The organism is Patulibacter sp. (assembly GCF_030655195.1).
Classification (GTDB): Bacteria; Actinomycetota; Thermoleophilia; order Solirubrobacterales; family Solirubrobacteraceae; genus Patulibacter.
Genome location: NZ_JAURWA010000044.1, coordinates 19184 through 36600, shown reverse-complemented (window position 1 = coordinate 36600; position 17417 = coordinate 19184). Strand labels below are relative to the sequence as shown.

Genomic DNA, 17417 nt, shown 5'->3' with positions numbered 1-17417 from the left:
GGCCCACCGCCTGAGCCCGGCGCGCCCCAGGTGCTGCGGCACGTCATCGAGGTCGAGCTGGAGTTCGCGCTGCAGTCGGTCTTCACCGCCCGGCAGGACCTGTCGGAGCTGACCGGCACCAGCGCCGATCGGGGTGTCCTGCGGGGCGCGGTGACCACGCTGGAGACCGTCACGGGCACCCTGCGGGTCCTGCTCGCCGTGCTCCGGGCCTTCGGCCCCGCCGCGCACGACGGCGGCGGGCTGTTCGACCGCGCGTCGGACGCCTTCGCGATCGTGCACCCCGACGGCCAGGTGCTCTACATGAACGCCGCCGTCACCCGCGTGGTCGGCCGGGACCACCGCGACGTCGCCGAGACGCCGTTCGGGGAGCGGACCTGGACCGACCGCCAGCAGATGCGCCGGCACCTCGCCGCCGCCTACGCCGACGGGCTCCACGAGGACGTCTTCGACGTGGTCCGCGGCGACGGCGTGCCGATCACGATGCGGCTGCACACGCGGCGGCTCGACGCCGACGGTCAGGCCGTCCTCCTGATGAACCACGTCGCCGGCTGACGCGGGACGGCAGAGCCGGAGCCGGCCCGTCCGCGTCGGTGCGGACCGCGTCGGGCCTACCGCCGCCGCTCGACCCGGCACGCGCCGCGGGGCCGCTCTAGCATCGCCCCGATGCCGGAGGCCCTCTCGTCGCACCCCGTCACCCGGCTGATCGCGGCACGCATCGCGGCCGGGAGCCGGCCCGGGCAGCGCGGCGACGGGCACCGGCTCGCGCTCGTGATCGAGGGCGGCGGCATGCGCGGCGCGATCAGCGGCGGCATGGCGATGGCGCTCGAGGAGCTCGGCGCGCGCGAGGCGTTCGACGACGTCTACGGCGCCTCGGCGGGCGCGCTGAACGCCGCGTGGTTCTCGGGCGGCGCGACCGCCGCCGGCCTGCCGGCGTGGACGGACCCGGTGCTCCGGACCGCGACGGTCCGGCGCCGCAACCTGCTCCGCGGCCGGCCGCTCGTCGACGGCCGGTACCTGACCGAGGTGGTCTACGAGCGGCTGACGCCGATGCCCTTCGACCGGATCGTCGCCAGTCCGGTCCGGCTGCACGCCGTCGGCACGGACGCGGCGACCGGCCGGGCCACCGACCTGGCGCCGTACGTGCACGACGCGCCGACCCTCAAGCTCGCCCTGCGCGCGAGCACCGCGCTGCCGCTCCTCTCCGGCCCGCCGGTCGCGCTCGGCGGGCGGCGCTTCTTCGACGCCGGCCTCTCCGCCGCCGTCCCGTTCCGGATGGCGCTGGAGCACGGGGCCACCCACGTCCTGGTGCTGCGGTCGCGCCGCGCCGACGAGCAGGAGATCTCCGACGGCGGCCGCAGCACGGCGATCGCGGCCCGCTACCTGCGGCGCCACAGCGCCGAGGTCGCGGCGGCGTTCGTCGACCGGGCGGCGCGCCTGCTCCGGGACGACGAGGAGCTCGACGCGCTGCAGGGTCGGCGCGACGGGTCGCCGGCCGTGCTCTCCGTCCGTCCGCCCGAGGGGACGGCGGACATCGGCCGGCTTGAGCGCGACCACCTGCGGGTCGTGGCGGGCCTGGAGGCCGGGCGGCGGACCGTGCACGAGCTGCTGGGCTCCGACGGGCCGGGCCCGGCGTAGCGCGGACCCGGCACCGGCGACGGCGCGAAGGGGTGGCGACGGTCCGCACCGGGTCACGATGCGAACCGCCGTGCCCACCGTCTGCCCGTCCCGCGGGGCGCCACACCTGGGGCCCCGGTGCGAAGCGACACGCAGGGCGGGTGGCAGACGGGGTCCGAGGGGCCCGCGGTGCCGGCCCCGTCGGGCTGGATCGACGCGTGGCGCGGCGGATGCGGGCCGCGGCCGCCCGGCCCGCGCGCCCGCGGTTCAGAGCGCGTCGCCGAGGATGAAGACCTCGACCGCGTGGTCGGGATCGACGTGGTTGGCGCTCATGAACGCCTCGACCTTGCGCCCGACGGCCTGCTCGACGGCGGGCACGACCTCGTCGGCCATCGCCCGCTGGTAGGTGTAGCGCAGCTCCTTGACCTGGTCCGCGTGGCCCTTGGCGACGAGGTTGCGCTCCCCCTCGGTCAGGGCGTCGTACATGACGACGACGGCGGTGTCCCCGTTGATGAATCCCCGGGCCGAGGTGGCCCCGCGGCCCGTCAGGGCGCGGAGCGCGCGCACCACGGCATCCGTCAGCGCGCGGTCGACGGCCGCGCTCTCGTTCTCGCTCATGCACGGAGTGTGGCGGGCGGGGGCCTCGGACGGGCAACGGATCCTCCCGGGGCCGTCCCGGGAGGCGTCCGACGGCGGGCCGCGGCCCGCCTCCGGTAGAACACGTCGGGATGCGTCGGCTGCGACGAGGCACGCTCCTCGCCCTCGCCGTGGCGCTCGTGATCGCGGGCGTCACGGCGGTGTACGTGCGGGTCGAGCTCGCCGAGCCCGAGGCGTTCGCCGACCGCGCCGTCGGGGCGCTGCGCTCCGACGCGGTGCAGTCCGTGATCGCCGAGGAGGTCGCCGTCGACCTGCTCGAGCGCCGCTCCCCGGACCTCGTGTCGGCGCGGCCGCTCGTGCTGACGGCGGTCGAGGCGGTGCTGCAGACCGCGCAGTTCGAGCGGGTGTTCCGGCGTGCGGCCGTGACCGCCCACGGGGTGCTCCTGCGCGGGGACACGGACGTCGCGGTCGAGCTGTCGGAGCTGCGAGGAGCACTGCTGCCGGCGCTGCGCACCGCGTCGCCGGAGCTGGCCCGGGGGCTCCCCGAGGACCTCCGACCCCAGATCGCCACCATCCGCCGGTCCGACGTCGCGTCGTCGACCACCCGCGCGGCGGACCGGGTGTCGGGGGTCGCGTGGCCGGTGCTCGGGCTCGGGCTGCTCGCGCTCGTCGCGTTCCTCGCCACCGCCGTCGACCGCCGGCGCGCCCTGTTCGGCGCGGGCGTGGCCGTGGCCGCCGGCGGGCTCCTCGGTGCGCTCGCCACGACCGCGCTGGAGGCCGAGGTGGTCTCCCACGCGGGCGCCGTGGGGGTCGTCGACGACGACGAGGTGCGCGCGGCGGCGCGGGCGACCTGGGACGCGCTGGCGGGTGACCTCCAGCGGATCCTCCTGGCGGTCGCGGCGCTCGGGACGGTGGCGGCGGGGAGCGTCGTGCTCGTGGCCTCGCGCGTCGACCGGGAGGCCGTGCTGCGCCGCGGCGCAGCGGCCCTCGCCGGGGGCGCGCTCCCGGTGCCCGCCCGCGTGCTGCGCGGACTGGCCCTGGCCGTCCTCGGCGTCGTCGTGCTGCTGGACCTCGGGCTCCTGGCCCGCGTCGTCGTGGCGGCGGTCGGGCTCGTGCTCCTGGTGGCGGGGCTGGCCGAGGTCGTCACGCCGCTGCGCACGGCGCGGGACGGCCGGCCGGACGGGGACGGCGGGTCGGCCGACGGTCGTCCGTCGGCGGCGGGCCGTCGCCCGCCCCGCCGTCGCGCCCTGGTGGCCGCGGCGCTCGCCGCGCTCGTCCTCGTCCTCGTCGGCGTCGGCACGGCGCTCGTGGTCTCCCGGGACCGGGGGAGCGACCCGCTGGAGCCGCGGGAGGTCGCCACGTGCAACGGGTCCGCCGCGATCTGCGGGCGTCGCCTGGACCAGGTCGTCTTCCCCGGGACCCACAACTCGATGTCCGCGGCGGACCGCCCGGGCTGGCTCTTCGCCAACCAGCGGCGCCCGATCCCGCGGCAGCTCGACGACGGGATCCGGCTGCTCATGGTCGACCCGCACTACGGGGTCGTCAACCGCGACGGCCGCGTGCGGACGGACCTGCAGGCGGAAGGCACCACCCGCAACCGGGTCGCCGCCCAGCTGGGCTCCGACGCGATCGGCGCCGCGGAGCGCCTGGCGGGCCGCCTGGGGCTCGTGCCGTCGGGCGGCGAGCGCCGGATCTACGCGTGCCACACGCTCTGCGAGCTGGGGGCCGAGGGGTTCGGGTCGGTGCTGCGCGACGTCCGCGGGTGGATGGAGCGCAACCGCTCCGAGGTCGTCGTCCTGATGCTCGAGTCGAGCGTCGCCCCGGACGAGATCGAGGGCGCGTTCCGCGACGCGGACCTCGAGGACTCGGTCGTCACGCTGCCGCGCCGAGGACCGATGCCGCGGATGCGCGACCTCGTCACGAGCGGGCGGCGGCTGATCGTGCTCGACGAGGGCGACGGCGGCGACGCGTCCTGGTTGCAGCCCGCGTTCCTCTTCGCGCAGAACACCTCGATCGACGGGTTCACGGAGGACCCGGGATCGTGCGACCCCTCGCGCGGCACGGCCGACTCCCCGCTCCTGATCGCCAACCACTGGGTCGACCGCTTCCCGCCGCCGGCCGGCCGGGCGGCCCGGGTCAACACGGCGGAGGTCCTGCGCCGACGGGTCCGCGCCTGTCGCGCCCGGCTGGGCCGTACCCCGAACGCGATCGCGGTGGACTTCTACGGTCGCGGCGACCTCTTCGAGGTGGTGCGGGAGCTCAACCGGGACGGCGTCTGAGGGACGCGGGAAGGCCGCCGCACCGTGACCGCCGACACGGAAAGTCCCCACCCCCTGAGGAACTAAGTATAATGAATATATGAACGGTGGTCACCCCCAGGACCCGGCACCCGACGTCCTCCTCGAGCAGCGGGGGGACGTCGCGTGGATCACGCTGAACCGTCCCGAGCGCCGCAACGCCTACGACGCGGCGATGGGCGAGCAGGTGATCAGCGCGGTCCGCGAGAGCGTCGACGCGGCGATGATCGTCATCACCGGGACGGGCAAGGGGTTCTGCGCCGGCGGCTACCTGGCCAACCTGGCCGACGCGAACGACCGCGAGGTCCGCGCGATGTTCGACGCGTCGTTCCGCCTCTTCGACGAGATCCGCCGCAGCCCCCGCCCGGTCGTCGCCGCGGTCAACGGCGGGGCGTTCGGCGGCGGCAACGAGCTCGTCGTCGCGTGCGACTTCGCGATCGCGGTGCGCAGCGCGCAGTTCGGCCAGACGGGCCCGCGGGTGGGCAGTGCGCCGATCCTCGGCGGGACGAACATGCTCGCCATGTCGGTCGGGGAGAAGCGCGCGAAGGAGATCTCGATGCTCTGCCGCCGCTACACCGCCGAGCAGGCGCTCGAGCTCGGCTGGATCAACGAGGTCGTCGACGACGACGGGCTCGACGCCGCCGTCGCGCGGTGGGGCGAGGAGATCCTCGCGCTGAGCCCGCGCTACCTGGAGATCGCGAAGATCAGCTCGAACGTTTGGTGGAACCAGATGCGCGACAGCTACCTGTCCGGGCTGGGCATGCTCGGCCAGGCCGTCGGCTCGCGCGACATGATGGAGGGCGCGCAGGCGTTCATGGAGAAGCGCCGCCCGGACTTCCGGCCGACCGCGACCGACGGGGGGACGGCCTCGTGAGGACCTACCGCGACCTGCACCCGATCTTCGAGGACCAGACGCAGTGGACGCTGCCCCACGTGCTGCGCGAGCGCGCCCGCACGCACGGCGACCGCGTCTACCTCGACGTGCCGTCGCAGGGCGGTCGCTGGACCTACGCCGAGACGCTGGAGGCCTCCGAGGCGATCGCCTCCGGCCTGCTCGGGCTCGCCTCGCCCGGCGACCGCGTCCTGATCATGGCGGCCAACTCCGGCGAGCTCGTGCTGAGCTGGTTCGGCGCCGCCCTGGCGGGCATGGCCGAGGTGCCGATCAACACGGCCTACGCCGGCAGCTTCCTCGAGCACCAGGTGCGCACGACCGCCCCGAAGGTCGCGGTCGTCGACCCGGAGTACGCCGGGCGCTTCACCACCGGCTCCGACGCCTACGGCTCGATCGACGCGTTCTTCGTCCTCGGCGACGGCGCCGCGCGGGACGACGCGATCGCGGTGCTCGCCGAGGCCGGCTTCGACGCCCGTCCCTGGAGCGCCCTGTCCGCCGCCCCGCCGGCGGAGCTGCCCGAGGTCCGGGCGCACGACCTGGCCTGCGTGCTCTTCACCTCCGGCACGACGGGCCTGTCGAAGGGCGTGATGATGCCCCACGCGCACATGCTCTTCTTCGCGCAGGAGGGCGCGTCCCTGACCCGCCTGACCGACGACGACGTCTACATGTGCGTCGGGCCGCTGTTCCACGGCAACGCCCAGTTCCTCGCGGCGTACCCGGCGCTCCTGGCGGGCGCCCGGTTCGTCCTGCAGGAGAAGTTCAGCGCCAGCCGCTGGGTGCCGCAGCTGCGGGACTGCGGCGCGACGGTGACGAACTTCGTCGGCGTGATGATGGACTGGACCTGGAAGCAGCCCGCCCGGCCCGACGACGCCGACAACGCCCTGCGCTGCATCTTCGCCGCCCCGACCGCCAGCTCGATCGTCGAGGGCTTCCGCGAGCGCTTCGGCGTCGAGGCGTTCGTCGAGTCCTTCGGGCTGACCGAGACGTCGATGCCGTTCCTCTCCCCCTACGGCGAGGAGCGCCCGTCCGGTGCGGCGGGGCTGCTCGTCGACGAGTGGTTCGACGTCCGCCTGGTCGACCCGGACACCGATCGCGAGGTCGAGGTCGGGCAGGTCGGCGAGCTGCTGGTGCGCACGAAGGCACCGTGGACGATGTGCGCCGGCTACTACGGGATGCCGGAGAAGACCGCGGAGGCCCAGCGCAACCTGTGGTTCCACACCGGCGACGCGCTGCGGCGCGACGCGGACGGCTGGTTCTACTTCGTCGACCGCTTCAAGGACGCGATCCGCAGGCGCGGCGAGAACATCTCCTCCTACGAGGTCGAGCAGGCGGTGCTTGGCCACGCCGACGTCGCCGAGTGCGCGGCCGTGGCGGCCCCCGCGTCGACCGAGGCGGGGGAGGACGAGGTCGCCGTGTTCGTGGTCCCGCTGGAGGGGGCCGAGCTCGCACTCGACGACGTCCGCGCCTGGTGCGACGCGCGGCTCCCCGCCTTTGCGCGTCCGGAGTACGTCGCGGTCCTCGACCGGCTGCCGATGACCCCGTCGGGCAAGGTCCGCAAGCTCGAGCTGCGCGAGCTCGCGCTGGAGCTGGCGACCGCCGCCGCCGGGGCGGCGCGATGAGCACGACGCCCCAGGGGCGCGCCGCCCGGCGCGCCAACGGCCACAAGCCGAAGAAGACCGCGACGCTGCTGGCCCAGCGGCTGGTCGGCGAGATCGCCGACGGCGGCCTCCAGCCCGGCGCGGCGCTGCTGCCCGAGCGCGAGATGCTCGAGGCCTACGGCGTGGCCCGCGGCACGCTGCGCGAGGCGCTGCGGTTCCTCGAGATGCAGGGCGTCATCACCATCCGCACCGGCCCCGGCGGCGGGCCCGTGGTCAACGCGCCGGGGTCGAGCCACCTGGCGAGCATCATCGCGATGATGCTGCAGCTCGAGGGGGCGCCGTTCGGGTCCGTCCTCGAGGCCCGGGCCACGCTCGAGCCGGGGATGGCCCGCCGCGCCGCCGCGCGCCGGACGCCCGAGCAGCTCGAGCGGATCCACGAGTCGGTCCGCCGGATGGAGGCGGACCTGCACGACGCCGAGGTCTTCCTCGCCGAGAACGAGACCTTCCACACCGAGGTCGGCCAGGCCGCCGGCAACGAGGTCTTCTCGATGGTCCTCGGCTCGCTGAACTGGATCGTCGACGGCACGGTCCTCGGCGTGGAGTACTCCGACGTGCAGCGCGCCTCGGTCGCCCGCGAGCACCGGCGCATCTACCAGGCGATCGCCGCCGGGGACGGGGAGCGCGCCGCCGCCGCGATGGCGGTCCACATGCACGACTACGGCACGTACCTCGAGCGCTTCTACCCGCAGGCCATCGACGCCCCGATCCGCTGGGACTCCCTGACGTGAGCGCCGACACCCCGCAGGCGGTGGTCCACGAGTCCGCGCGCGGGCGCGTGGTGGCGGTCGACTCGGCCTACGACACCCGCGCCGAGAACCGCGGCCGGGACGTCGTCGTCAACGCCTCGTACTGCGGCGTCCTGCCGGCGCGGTTCGTCGCCGAGCACGCCCCGCGCGGCGCGATCGGCGTGGACTGCGGGATCGGTCCCGACGGGGCCGGCATCGCGGGCCTGTGGTTCCTCGAGGCGCTCGGCATCCCCGCGGCGACCGCCGACATCGACACGGTGGTCCTCGGCGACGGCGTCGAGATGCACCGCAGCGCCACCGTCAGCCGCGTCAACGCCCTCGCCGAGCGCTGCGGCGTGGCGGCGGGCATGGGCGTCCGCGAGGCCGCGGAGCTGCTGCTGGAGCGCGATCCCGTCGAGCTCGCGCCGTCCGAGGCCACGCGGCGCACCGTCGTCGACGAGGCCCACGGCCGCGAGGTCGTCTGCACGGACTCGATCGCCTTCGGCCTGCCGGAGGACCGCGGGCGTACGGTGCTCGTGACCGCCGGCCACACCGGTCGCAGCGCCGTCCCGTACCTGCGTCGGGTCGCCCCGTGGGGGTTCATCTGCTCCGACGGCGGGGGCGGCCGCGACGACTCCGGCACCGCCGGGCTGCGCGAGGTCGAGGCCGACGGCCTGGCCGGTGCGACCGTCGACGGCCGCACCGCCCGCATGGGCGACGGCCGCAGCACCTACGACGACGGCGTGATCAGCGCCGCCAACCTCCCGGCGCGCCGCCGGGGCGTCCGCGTCGGGCAGCCCGCCCGCGAGGCCGCCCGGCTGCTGGCGTCCGACGACCCGAAGACCGAGGCACCGTGATGAGCCAGACCCTGCTGGAACGCGAGGGCGAGCACCCCCAGGACGTCGTCGACGAGCGCGACGGCCGCCGCATCGTCGTGCTGGACTCGGCGCGCTGGGTCGACGGCCGCAACACGGACACCGACGTCGTCGTCCCGGCGTCCTACGTCGGCGTGCTGCCCGCGCGGATGATGGCCATCCACCGGCCGCGCGGGGTCATCGGCCACGACGCGTGCGTCGGCAAGGACGCGGCCGGCATCGCGGGCCTCTGGTACCTCGAGGCCCTCGGCATCCCGTCGGCGACGGCCGCCGGCATGACCGCCGAGATGGGCAACGGCCGCGACCTGTGGGAGCACGGCGTCATCTCGTACGTCAACTACCCCGCCGAGATCATCGGCGTCCGCCCCGGGATGGCGGTCCGCGAGGCCGCGTTCCTCCTGCGCGACACCGACGCCACCGACGTCGAGGTGGGCAACAAGATCCGCCGCGAGGTCGTCGAGGAGCACCCGAGCGGTCGGCGCACCGTCGTCACCGACTCGATCGTCTGGGCCCTGCCCGAGGACGAGGGCCGCAGCGTGCTGGTGACCGCCGGGCACACCGGCCGCAGCGGCGCGTCGTTCCTGCTCGAGGCCAACCCGTGGGGCTTCATCTGCCACGACGGCGGCATGTCGAAGAACCGCTCCGGCATCACGGGGCTGAAGACCACCGAGGACGCCGGGCTGGCCGGGGCGACGATCGACGGCACGACCGCCCCGATCGGCGACGCGTTCCGCGGCTACGCCGAGGGGCGCATCAGCGCCTGCAACGGCCCCGCGGAGGCGCGGGGCGTCGCGGTCGGCATGACCGTCGCCGAGGCCGCGCACCGGCTGCTGGTCGGGGGCGAGGGGTGAGCGCCGTCGACGTCGCCGAGCGCCCGCGGCCCGAGCCGTCGGACCTGACCCGCCCGTTCTGGGACGCCGCCCGCGAGCACCGCCTCGTGCGTCAGGTCTGCGACGACTGCGGCCGCAGCCGCTTCACGCCGCAGATCGCCTGTCCGGCGTGCCTGTCGACCGCGTCGACGTGGACGCCGAGCACGGGCCGCGGCACGGTCTACAGCGCGACCGTCGTGCACCGCGCGCCGTACCCGGGGTTCACGAGCCCCTACCACGTGGTCATGGTCGACCTGGAGGAGGACTGGACGATGCTGAGCAACCTCGTGGGGACGGGGGCGGAGCCCGTCGCGATCGGGACCGCCGTCGAGGTCGACTGGCTGGAGCTCGACGACGAGCTCACGCTGCCGGTCTTCCGGCCCGTCGACGCGGGGGCCGGACGATGAACGTCGGGGTCGCCCTGCGGAGCACGGCGCGTCGCGCGCCCGACGCGGTCGCCGTCGTCGACGGGGACGAGCGCCTGACCTACCGCGAGCTCGACGAGCGCACGGACCGCCTGGCCAACGCGCTGCGCGACGAGCTCGGCGTGGCCCGCGGCGAGGCCGTCGCGCTCCTGGCGGCCAACCGCACCGGGGTCGTCGAGGTCCTGGGGGGCTGCGCCAAGGCCGGCGCGATCTACTGCGGCCTGAACTTCCGCCTCGGCGAGGAGGAGTACGACTCGATCCTCGAGAACGCCGCCCCGCGGGTGCTGATCGCGGGGGAGGAGCACCGCGAGCTCGCGACCCGCCTGGCCGAGCGCCACGGCTGCCGCCTCGTGGACCTCGACGACGCCGGCGAGCAGGGCTTCGAGGCGCTCCTCGCCCGCGCGGCGTCGACGACCCCCGAGGCGCTGCACGAGATCCGCTCGGACGACGACTTCTGCCTCGTCTACACCAGCGGCACGACCGGTCGGCCGAAGGGCGTCCTCTTCGACGTCGGCGCCGTCGTGCAGCACGCGACCGTCGCCGTGATGGAGTTCGAGCTCGACGCCGGGTCGCGGTGGCTCGTCGCGCTGCCCCACAACTCGAGCGTGCAGATCACGCTGCTGCCCCTCCTCCTCGTCGGCGGGACGGTGATCTTCGACGAGGCCCGGGGCTTCGACGGGCGGCGGTTCGCCGACGCGGTCGCACGCCACGGCGCGACGCACACGTACCTCGTGCCGACGATGCTCTTCCGCCTGCTCGAGGCCGGCGTGTCGGGCGACGAGATCCCCACGCTCACGACGATCGGCTACGGCGCCGCCCCGATCCCCCCGTCCCGCGTGCGCGAGCTCGTCGGGCGCTTCGGGCCCCGCTTCACCCAGCTCTACGGGATGGCCGAGGTCGCGTCGATCGGGACGATGCTGCGCAAGGAGGACCACGCCCGCGCGTTCGCCGGCGAGGACGGCATCTTCGCCTCGTGCGGTCGTCCGTCGTGCGTCATGGACGTCCGCGTGGTCGACGGCGAGATGCGCGACGTCGCCGACGGGGAGCGGGGCGAGATCGTCTTCGGCAGCCCCCACACGATGAAGGGCTACCACCGCGATCCCGAGCGTACGGACGCCGCGCTGATCGACGGCTGGATGCACTCCGGCGACATCGGCCTGCGCGACGCCGACGGGTACCTCTACGTCGTGGACCGCATGAAGGACCTGATCATCCGCGGCGGCTTCAACATCGTGCCGTCCGAGATCGAGAACGTCCTCTACGCGCATCCCGCCGTGCTGGAGGCCGCCGTCGTCGGCGTGCCCGACGCCGAGTGGGGCGAGGCGCTCGCGGCGGGCGTCGCGCTGAAGGACGGGGCGGCGGTCGACGAGGCCGGGCTGCGCGCCTGGTGCCGCGAGCAGGGCCTGCCGAGCGTCAAGGTCCCGGAGCGCATCGCGTTCTTCGACGGGCTGCCCAAGAACGCGGTGGGCAAGCTCGCCAAGCGCGAGGTGCGCGACGTGCTGCTGGCGGCGGAGGTCGGGTGAGCGGGCGGGGGCGGCTCTCCGACGTCGCGATCGTCGGGGTCGGCGCGACGACGCAGGCACGGCGGCTGGGGACGACGTCGCTGCACGCGAGCCTCGAGGCCGCGAAGGCCGCGCTCGCCGACGCCGGCCTGACGAAGGACGACGTCGACGGCATCGCCGCGCGGTGGCCGGGGCCGGGCGGCACCGTCTTCCAGCCCGGCTCGGCGGACTGGGCCGGGCTGCTGGGCATCCACGTCGACTGGATCGGCGACTCGTATCCCCAGGGCGTCCCCGCCGTGCTCGACGCGGCCGCCGCGATCGGCGCCGGGCTGTGCGAGACCGTGCTGATCACCGGGGGCCAGGCCGGCGTGATGGAGGCGGAGGCCGGGAAGGTCGCGAAGTACACGCGACCGGCCAACGAGTTCGTCGAGCCCTACGGGTCGTTCACCTCGACCCAGTTCGCGCTCGTCGCCCAGCGCTACCTCCACCGGTTCCCGGAGGCCCGGGGCGCGATGGCGGAGGTGGCGGCGGCGATCCGCAACACGGGCTCGGCCAACCCCGAGGCCGTCATGCACGGCCGCGGGCCGTACACGGCGCAGGACGTCCTGGACGCCCCGAAGGTCGTCGACCCGTTCACCCGCCTGGACCTGTGCCTGGCCAACGAGGGCGCGGCCGCCCTCGTCCTGACCACGGTCGAGCGCGCCCGCGCGTGTCGCAAGGCCCCGGTCGTGGTGCTGGGCGGCGGCATGGAGTGGATGCGCCAGCAGTACGTCGACCCGCCGCGGTACGAGGAGGTCCGCACCGTGGGCGCGAAGGCGGCGCGGCGGGCGTTCTCCATGTGCGGCCTGGGGCCGGAGGACGTCGACGCGTTCCAGCTCTACGACGTCAACTCCTACGAGGTCCTCCGCCAGTTCGAGGCGATCGGCCTCTGCGGCGAGGGGGAGGCCGGCGACCTCGTGCGCGAGCGCGGGATCGGCGTCGACGGCGGGCTGCCGACCTGCACCGACGGCGGCGTCCTCTCGTTCAGCCACATCGGCTGGGGTGCGCCGACGCTGAAGATCATCGAGGGCGTCCGGCAGGTCCGTGGCGAGGCCGGGGACCGCCAGGTCGCCGGGGCCCAGGTGGCGCTGGCCGCGGGCGCCGGGGCCGGCGCGCAGTACCACAACGTGGTGCTGCTCGGCCCGGACCGCTGACGGTCCACGCAGGCGTCCGGCGGACATCGTCCGACGGGATCGACGAGGGACCGGAGGGTCGCCGGCAGAGGGTCGCCGGCGGCCCGGATCCGGCGGGTTCGGCACGGGTCCGGCCGGTCGCCGGCACACGGCGTTCACGCACGCTTGACGCCATTCATGATGATAGTTACATTGGTGCGACGATCGTGTCCGCCATCACACAGCGGCCCGGCGTCCCACGTAGTCGATCCCGAGGAGGGACATGCTCCACGCACCACGCAGTCTGGTCACGGTGGCCTGTGCACTGACCGTCGGACTCTTCGCCGCAGGGTGCGGCGGGGACGAATCATCCGACGGGGCGTCGACCTCGGCCGGCTCGTCCGCCGCCGCCTCGACCGGCCCGTTCGCGAGCCCGGAGGCCGCAGCGGCGTTCAAGGCCGTCACCGGTCTCGACGCCCTGGAGAAGCCGGCCACGAAGGAGGAGCTCGCGCCCCGCGTCGCCGCGTACCAGGAGGTCCCGACGAAGCTCCTCGCCACCGAGCCGGTCTCGAAGAAGGCCGAGCCCGGCAAGGAGATCGCGATCCTCTACACCGGCGTCCCGATCGCCATCGAGTACTTCGAGGCGCAGAAGCAGGCCGCCGAGCTGCTCGGCTGGAAGGTCACGGGCATCGACGTCGGCACGAGCCCCGAGGAGTTCGCCCAGGCCTACGACCGCGCGATCGGCCTGAAGCCCGACATGGTCATCGGCTCGGGCATCCCCCGCGAGTACCTCGACAAGCAGCTCACCGAGCTGGAGCGGCTGAAGATCCCGGTCATCCAGTGGTCCTCCGGCGTGAAGCCCGTCGACGGCGCGCTCTACGTGGCCGTCGACGATCCGCTCTACATGGCCGCGGGCATCCAGACGTCGGAGTTCCTCGCCGCCGACGGCGACATGAAGGCCGACGTGGTCGGCTTCAGCGTCAAGCAGTACGCGATGATCGACGTCTTCACGAAGTCGATCGACGCGTACATGGAGAAGATGTGCGCCGAGTGCTCGTTCGACCTGCAGCAGGTCGCGGCGTCGGACGTCGGCAAGCTGGCCCCCAAGGTCACCGCCTACCTGCAGCAGCACCCCGACACGAAGTACGTCCTCTGCGGCTTCGGCGACCTCTGCCAGGGCGTCGGGACGGCGCTGAAGGCCGCCGGTCGCAGCGACGTGAAGATCATCACGCGCGACCCGGCGAGCACGAACTACCAGAACATCGCCAACGGCCAGGAGTGGGCCGGTGGCGCCCTGCCGATCGGGCAGACCAGCTGGCAGGTCATCGACCTGGCGCAGCGGGTCTTCAACGGGGACGACACGACGACCTCGCGGCTGATGCCGCAGCAGATCGTGACGGACGTGCCCGACCCGAAGTCCCCGCTGATCGGCTCCGTGCCGGACTACCAGAAGCAGTACCGCGCGCTCTGGAAGCTCGACGACTGACCGCCGTGGACCGGGGGACCGGGGCCCGCCCGCGGGCCGGCCCCGGTCCCGCGTGTACGGGTGGTGACACTCGTCCAGCGGGGTGGACTGTACGTTCCACGCCGACGAGGCTCAATTGTGTCGGCGGACACATTGGACTTGACACCGGGGCCTATCTAGGCAGATGATGATCATTGTTAGGCCGGATGCTCCCCCTGGGGCCTCCGGGCACGGCGAGACCGCGGCGGACCGATCCGTCGCCCCCCTGGAGGAACACCAAGTGCCCACCGAAACCCCCACCATCGACGTCACGGTCCCCGGCCTCGACCGCCTCTTCATCGGCGGCTCGTGGACGACCCCGGCGACCGATCGCATGGTCGACGTCATCAGCCCGTCGACCGAGGACGTCGTCGCCCGGGTCGCCGACCCGTCGCCGGCCGACGCCGACGCCGCGGTCGCCGCCGCCCGCAAGGCGTTCGACGAGGGCCCCTGGCCCCGCATGACGATGGCCGAGCGCATCGAGGTCTGCACGCGCCTGGCCGACGAGCTCGAGGCGCGCCTGCCGGTCATGAACCGCGCCTGGCTCTGGGAGGCCGGCGCGCCGATCGCCCACGGCGAGATGATCAACAGCGGCGCCGGCCCGATGGTCTGGCGCTACGCCCTGGAGGCGGCCGCGAAGATCCAGCTCGAGGAGCGCCGCACCACGCCGACGGGCGAGGTCATCATCGCCCGCGACCCGATCGGCACCGTCCTCGGCGTCCTGACCTACAACGGCCCGGTCGTGCTGATGGGCATGAAGATCATCCCCGGCCTCCTGGCCGGCTGCACGATGGTCATCAAGCACGCCCCGGAGTCGCCGCTGACCTCGCGCCTGGTCGCCGAGGCCGTCGAGGCCGCGAACTTCCCCGAGGGCGTCGTCAGCGTCCTCGCCGCCGGCACGGAGACCACGCAGCACCTCGTCTCGCACGAGGGCATCGACATGGTCCACATCACGGCCGGCACGAAGATCGCCACCGACGTCGTGCACCGCACCGCCGACCGCCTCGCGCGGACGGCGCTCGAGCTCGGCGGCAAGTCCGCCGCGATCATCGCCGACGACGCCGACCTCGAGACGGTCATGGCGACCCTCGTCGACGGCGCCTGCGGCTTCAACGGCCAGGTCTGCGTCGCGCTCTCCCGCGTCCTCGTCTCGCGCGAGCGCTACGACGAGGTCGTCGACCTGATGGCCAAGGCCTACAGCGCGATCAAGGTCGGCGACCCGTTCGACCCCGAGACGCAGCGCGGCCCGCTGGCCGTCAAGCGCGCCGTCGAGCGCTGCGAGGAGTACGTGAAGATCGCCCTGGAGGAGGGCGCGACGATCGCCGCCGGCGGCAAGCGCCCGGAGCACCTCGAGAAGGGCTTCTACTTCGAGCCGACGCTCCTGCGCGACGTCGACAACTCGATGCGCGTGGCCCAGGAGGAGATCTTCGGGCCGGTCACCTGCGTGATCCCGTACGAGGACCTCGACGACGCCATCCGGATCGCGAACGACTCGGACTTCGGGCTCGCCGCGTCGATCTACACGGCCGACTCCGACGTGGCGCTCGACGTCGCGCGGCGCCTGCGCTCGGGCAGCGTGGCGGTCAACCTCGCCGGCGTCTGCCTGACGGAGCCCTTCGGCGGCGTCAAGCAGTCCGGCTGGGGTCGCGAGTGCGGGCTCGAGGGCATCCTCGAGTTCACCGACGTCAAGCAGATCCTGCTCAGCGGCAGCTACGTCGACGCCTGAGCCGACGACCCGGCGGGGCGTGCCCCGCCACCGCCGGGCCGGGGTCCTCGGACCCCGGCCCGGGCCCGTCGCCGCGCGACCCGCCCCGGTCGCCCTCGGCGCCCTCGCCGCCTGACCCCGACCCGGTCGGCGGCACCGTCCCGTCCTCCTCCCCGCAGCCGCGGACGCCTCCTCCTGCCCCGCAGGGGCGGGCCGTGTCGGCCCGCGGGAGCCGTGCCCCGACCCGCAGTACGACGACCGTCCGCCGGCGGAAAGAAATTCCCCGGTGATCGGCGTAAGCGTTAGAACTATGACAATGGTTATCGCAGTTGAACATCCATGCAGGTGGACGGAGAACTCATGAAGCGCACACCCCGGGCGGCACTCGCCCTCCTCGGCCTGACGGCCACCCTCGCACTCGGAGCCTGCGGCTCCGACGACGACTCGGACACGACGTCCGCGGCCTCCGGCGGCGACGCGCCCGCCGCGAGCTCCGGCCCGTTCGTCAGCACGCAGGCCGCCACGGCGTTCAAGGACGTCACCGGCCTGGACGCCTTCGACAAGGTCGCGACGAAGGCCGAGCTCGAGTCGCGGATCGCCCAGTACAAGCAGGTGCCTTCGAAGCTCCTGCAGGACGAGCCCGTCAGCAAGAAGGCCGAGCCCGGCAAGACCATCGCGCTGCTGGTCTGCGGCGTCCCGGTCTGCGCCGAGTTCAACTCCGCGGCCAAGGAGGCCGCCGACGCCATCGGCTGGAAGACCGAGCGCATCGATCTCGGCACGAGCCCCGAGGAGTTCGCCCAGGCGTACGACCGCGCGATCGAGCTGAAGCCCGACCTCGTCGTCGGCTCCGGACTCTCCCGCGAGCTCTTCGACAAGCAGCTGAAGACGCTCGCGTCGATGAAGATCCCGGTCATCGAGTGGTCGTCCGGCATCAAGCCGATCGACGGCGAGCTCTACGTCTCGACGGACGACCCGCTCTACGAGGCCGCCGGCATCCAGGCCGCCGAGTTCATCGCCGCCGACGGCGACATGAAGGCCGACGTGGCCGTCTTCAACGTCCCGCAGTACACGATGTCCACGCTCGTCGCCAAGACGCTCGCGGACTACCTCCCGAAGATGTGCGACGGCTGCAAGGCCTCGTACGAGGAGGCCGCCGCCACCGACATCGGCAAGCTCGGCCCGAAGGTCTCGGGCTACATCCAGCAGCACCCGGACACGAAGTACATCGTCTGCAGCTTCGGCGACCTCTGCCAGGGCGTCGGCCAGGCGCTGAAGACCGCGGGTCGCTCCGACGTCAAGGTGTTCACCCGCGACCCGGGCTCGACGAACCTGCAGAACATCGCCAGCGGCACCGAGTGGGCCACGAGCCCGCTGCCGATCGGCCAGACCGGCTGGCAGATCATCGATCTGGCCCAGCGGATCTTCAACGGCGACGACACGGCGAAGACGCGCCTGGCCCCGCTGCAGATCGTCGACGCCGTCCCCGACGCCAAGTCGCCGCTGGTCGGTGCCGTGCCGGACTACAAGGAGCAGTACAAGACGCTCTGGAAGGTGGCGGCCCGCTGAGACCGCGCGCTCCCGACCGGTCGCCCGCCCCTCGTGG

General features: G+C 73.8%; 15 protein-coding genes. 14 read left to right on the top strand and 1 reads right to left on the bottom strand.

All coding sequences use genetic code 11. The features are described 5' to 3' along the window. The first annotated feature begins 30 nt into the window (after positions 1–30). Complete coding sequence (locus Q7T67_RS04860; RefSeq protein ID WP_304786570.1) at positions 31–552, top strand: PAS domain-containing protein; 522 nt, start codon at positions 31–33, stop codon at positions 550–552. Between the two features lie 111 nt (positions 553–663). Next, positions 664–1635 carry a patatin family protein gene (locus Q7T67_RS04855; RefSeq protein ID WP_304786569.1) on the top strand — a complete coding sequence of 324 codons (972 nt, stop codon included), beginning with the start codon at positions 664–666 and terminating at the stop codon, positions 1633–1635. A 246-nt stretch (positions 1636–1881) separates the two neighbouring features. Here Q7T67_RS04855 and Q7T67_RS04850 read toward each other — a convergent pair whose 3' ends face one another. Next, complete coding sequence (locus tag Q7T67_RS04850) at positions 1882–2232, bottom strand: Na-translocating system protein MpsC family protein (RefSeq protein WP_304786567.1); 351 nt, start codon at positions 2230–2232, stop codon at positions 1882–1884. Between the two features lie 110 nt (positions 2233–2342). Here Q7T67_RS04850 and Q7T67_RS04845 point away from each other — a divergent pair, with 110 nt between their 5' ends. From Q7T67_RS04845 to Q7T67_RS04790, 12 genes are all read left to right on the top strand, one after another. Next, on the top strand, positions 2343–4490 hold the full coding sequence (locus tag Q7T67_RS04845) for a hypothetical protein (RefSeq protein WP_304786565.1): 2148 nt from the start codon (positions 2343–2345) through the stop codon (positions 4488–4490). A gap of 79 nt (positions 4491–4569) precedes the next feature. Beyond that, a complete protein-coding gene (locus Q7T67_RS04840) occupies positions 4570–5382 on the top strand; it encodes an enoyl-CoA hydratase/isomerase family protein (RefSeq protein WP_304786563.1) in 813 nt (270 codons plus the stop codon). Continuing rightward, a complete protein-coding gene (locus Q7T67_RS04835) occupies positions 5379–7019 on the top strand; it encodes an AMP-binding protein (protein WP_304786561.1) in 1641 nt (546 codons plus the stop codon). The genes Q7T67_RS04840 and Q7T67_RS04835 overlap by 4 nt, the downstream gene beginning before the upstream one ends. Beyond that, positions 7016–7786, top strand: coding sequence for a FadR/GntR family transcriptional regulator (locus tag Q7T67_RS04830; protein WP_304786559.1), 771 nt, complete (start codon positions 7016–7018; stop codon positions 7784–7786). Before Q7T67_RS04835 ends, Q7T67_RS04830 begins: the two co-directional genes overlap by 4 nt. Further along, positions 7783–8640: a hypothetical protein gene (locus tag Q7T67_RS04825; protein WP_304786557.1), complete on the top strand. Its 858-nt coding sequence runs from the start codon at positions 7783–7785 to the stop codon at positions 8638–8640. Before Q7T67_RS04830 ends, Q7T67_RS04825 begins: the two co-directional genes overlap by 4 nt. Further along, entirely contained in the window at positions 8640–9509 is an 870-nt protein-coding gene (locus Q7T67_RS04820) for a hypothetical protein (RefSeq protein ID WP_304786555.1), read from the top strand. Before Q7T67_RS04825 ends, Q7T67_RS04820 begins: the two co-directional genes overlap by 1 nt. Continuing rightward, positions 9506–9934 carry a Zn-ribbon domain-containing OB-fold protein gene (locus Q7T67_RS04815; protein ID WP_304786552.1) on the top strand — a complete coding sequence of 143 codons (429 nt, stop codon included), beginning with the start codon at positions 9506–9508 and terminating at the stop codon, positions 9932–9934. Before Q7T67_RS04820 ends, Q7T67_RS04815 begins: the two co-directional genes overlap by 4 nt. Beyond that, entirely contained in the window at positions 9931–11475 is a 1545-nt protein-coding gene (locus Q7T67_RS04810; protein WP_304786550.1) for a class I adenylate-forming enzyme family protein, read from the top strand. Before Q7T67_RS04815 ends, Q7T67_RS04810 begins: the two co-directional genes overlap by 4 nt. Then, positions 11472–12647, top strand: coding sequence for a thiolase family protein (locus Q7T67_RS04805; protein ID WP_304786548.1), 1176 nt, complete (start codon positions 11472–11474; stop codon positions 12645–12647). The genes Q7T67_RS04810 and Q7T67_RS04805 overlap by 4 nt, the downstream gene beginning before the upstream one ends. A 241-nt stretch (positions 12648–12888) precedes the next feature. Continuing rightward, positions 12889–14091: a substrate-binding domain-containing protein gene (locus Q7T67_RS04800; protein WP_304786546.1), complete on the top strand. Its 1203-nt coding sequence runs from the start codon at positions 12889–12891 to the stop codon at positions 14089–14091. Positions 14092–14350: 259 nt separating this feature from the next. After that, on the top strand, positions 14351–15835 hold the full coding sequence (locus Q7T67_RS04795) for an aldehyde dehydrogenase (RefSeq protein WP_304786544.1): 1485 nt from the start codon (positions 14351–14353) through the stop codon (positions 15833–15835). A gap of 339 nt (positions 15836–16174) precedes the next feature. Continuing rightward, positions 16175–17380, top strand: coding sequence for a substrate-binding domain-containing protein (locus tag Q7T67_RS04790; protein ID WP_304786543.1), 1206 nt, complete (start codon positions 16175–16177; stop codon positions 17378–17380). Positions 17381–17417: the final 37 nt, after the last annotated feature.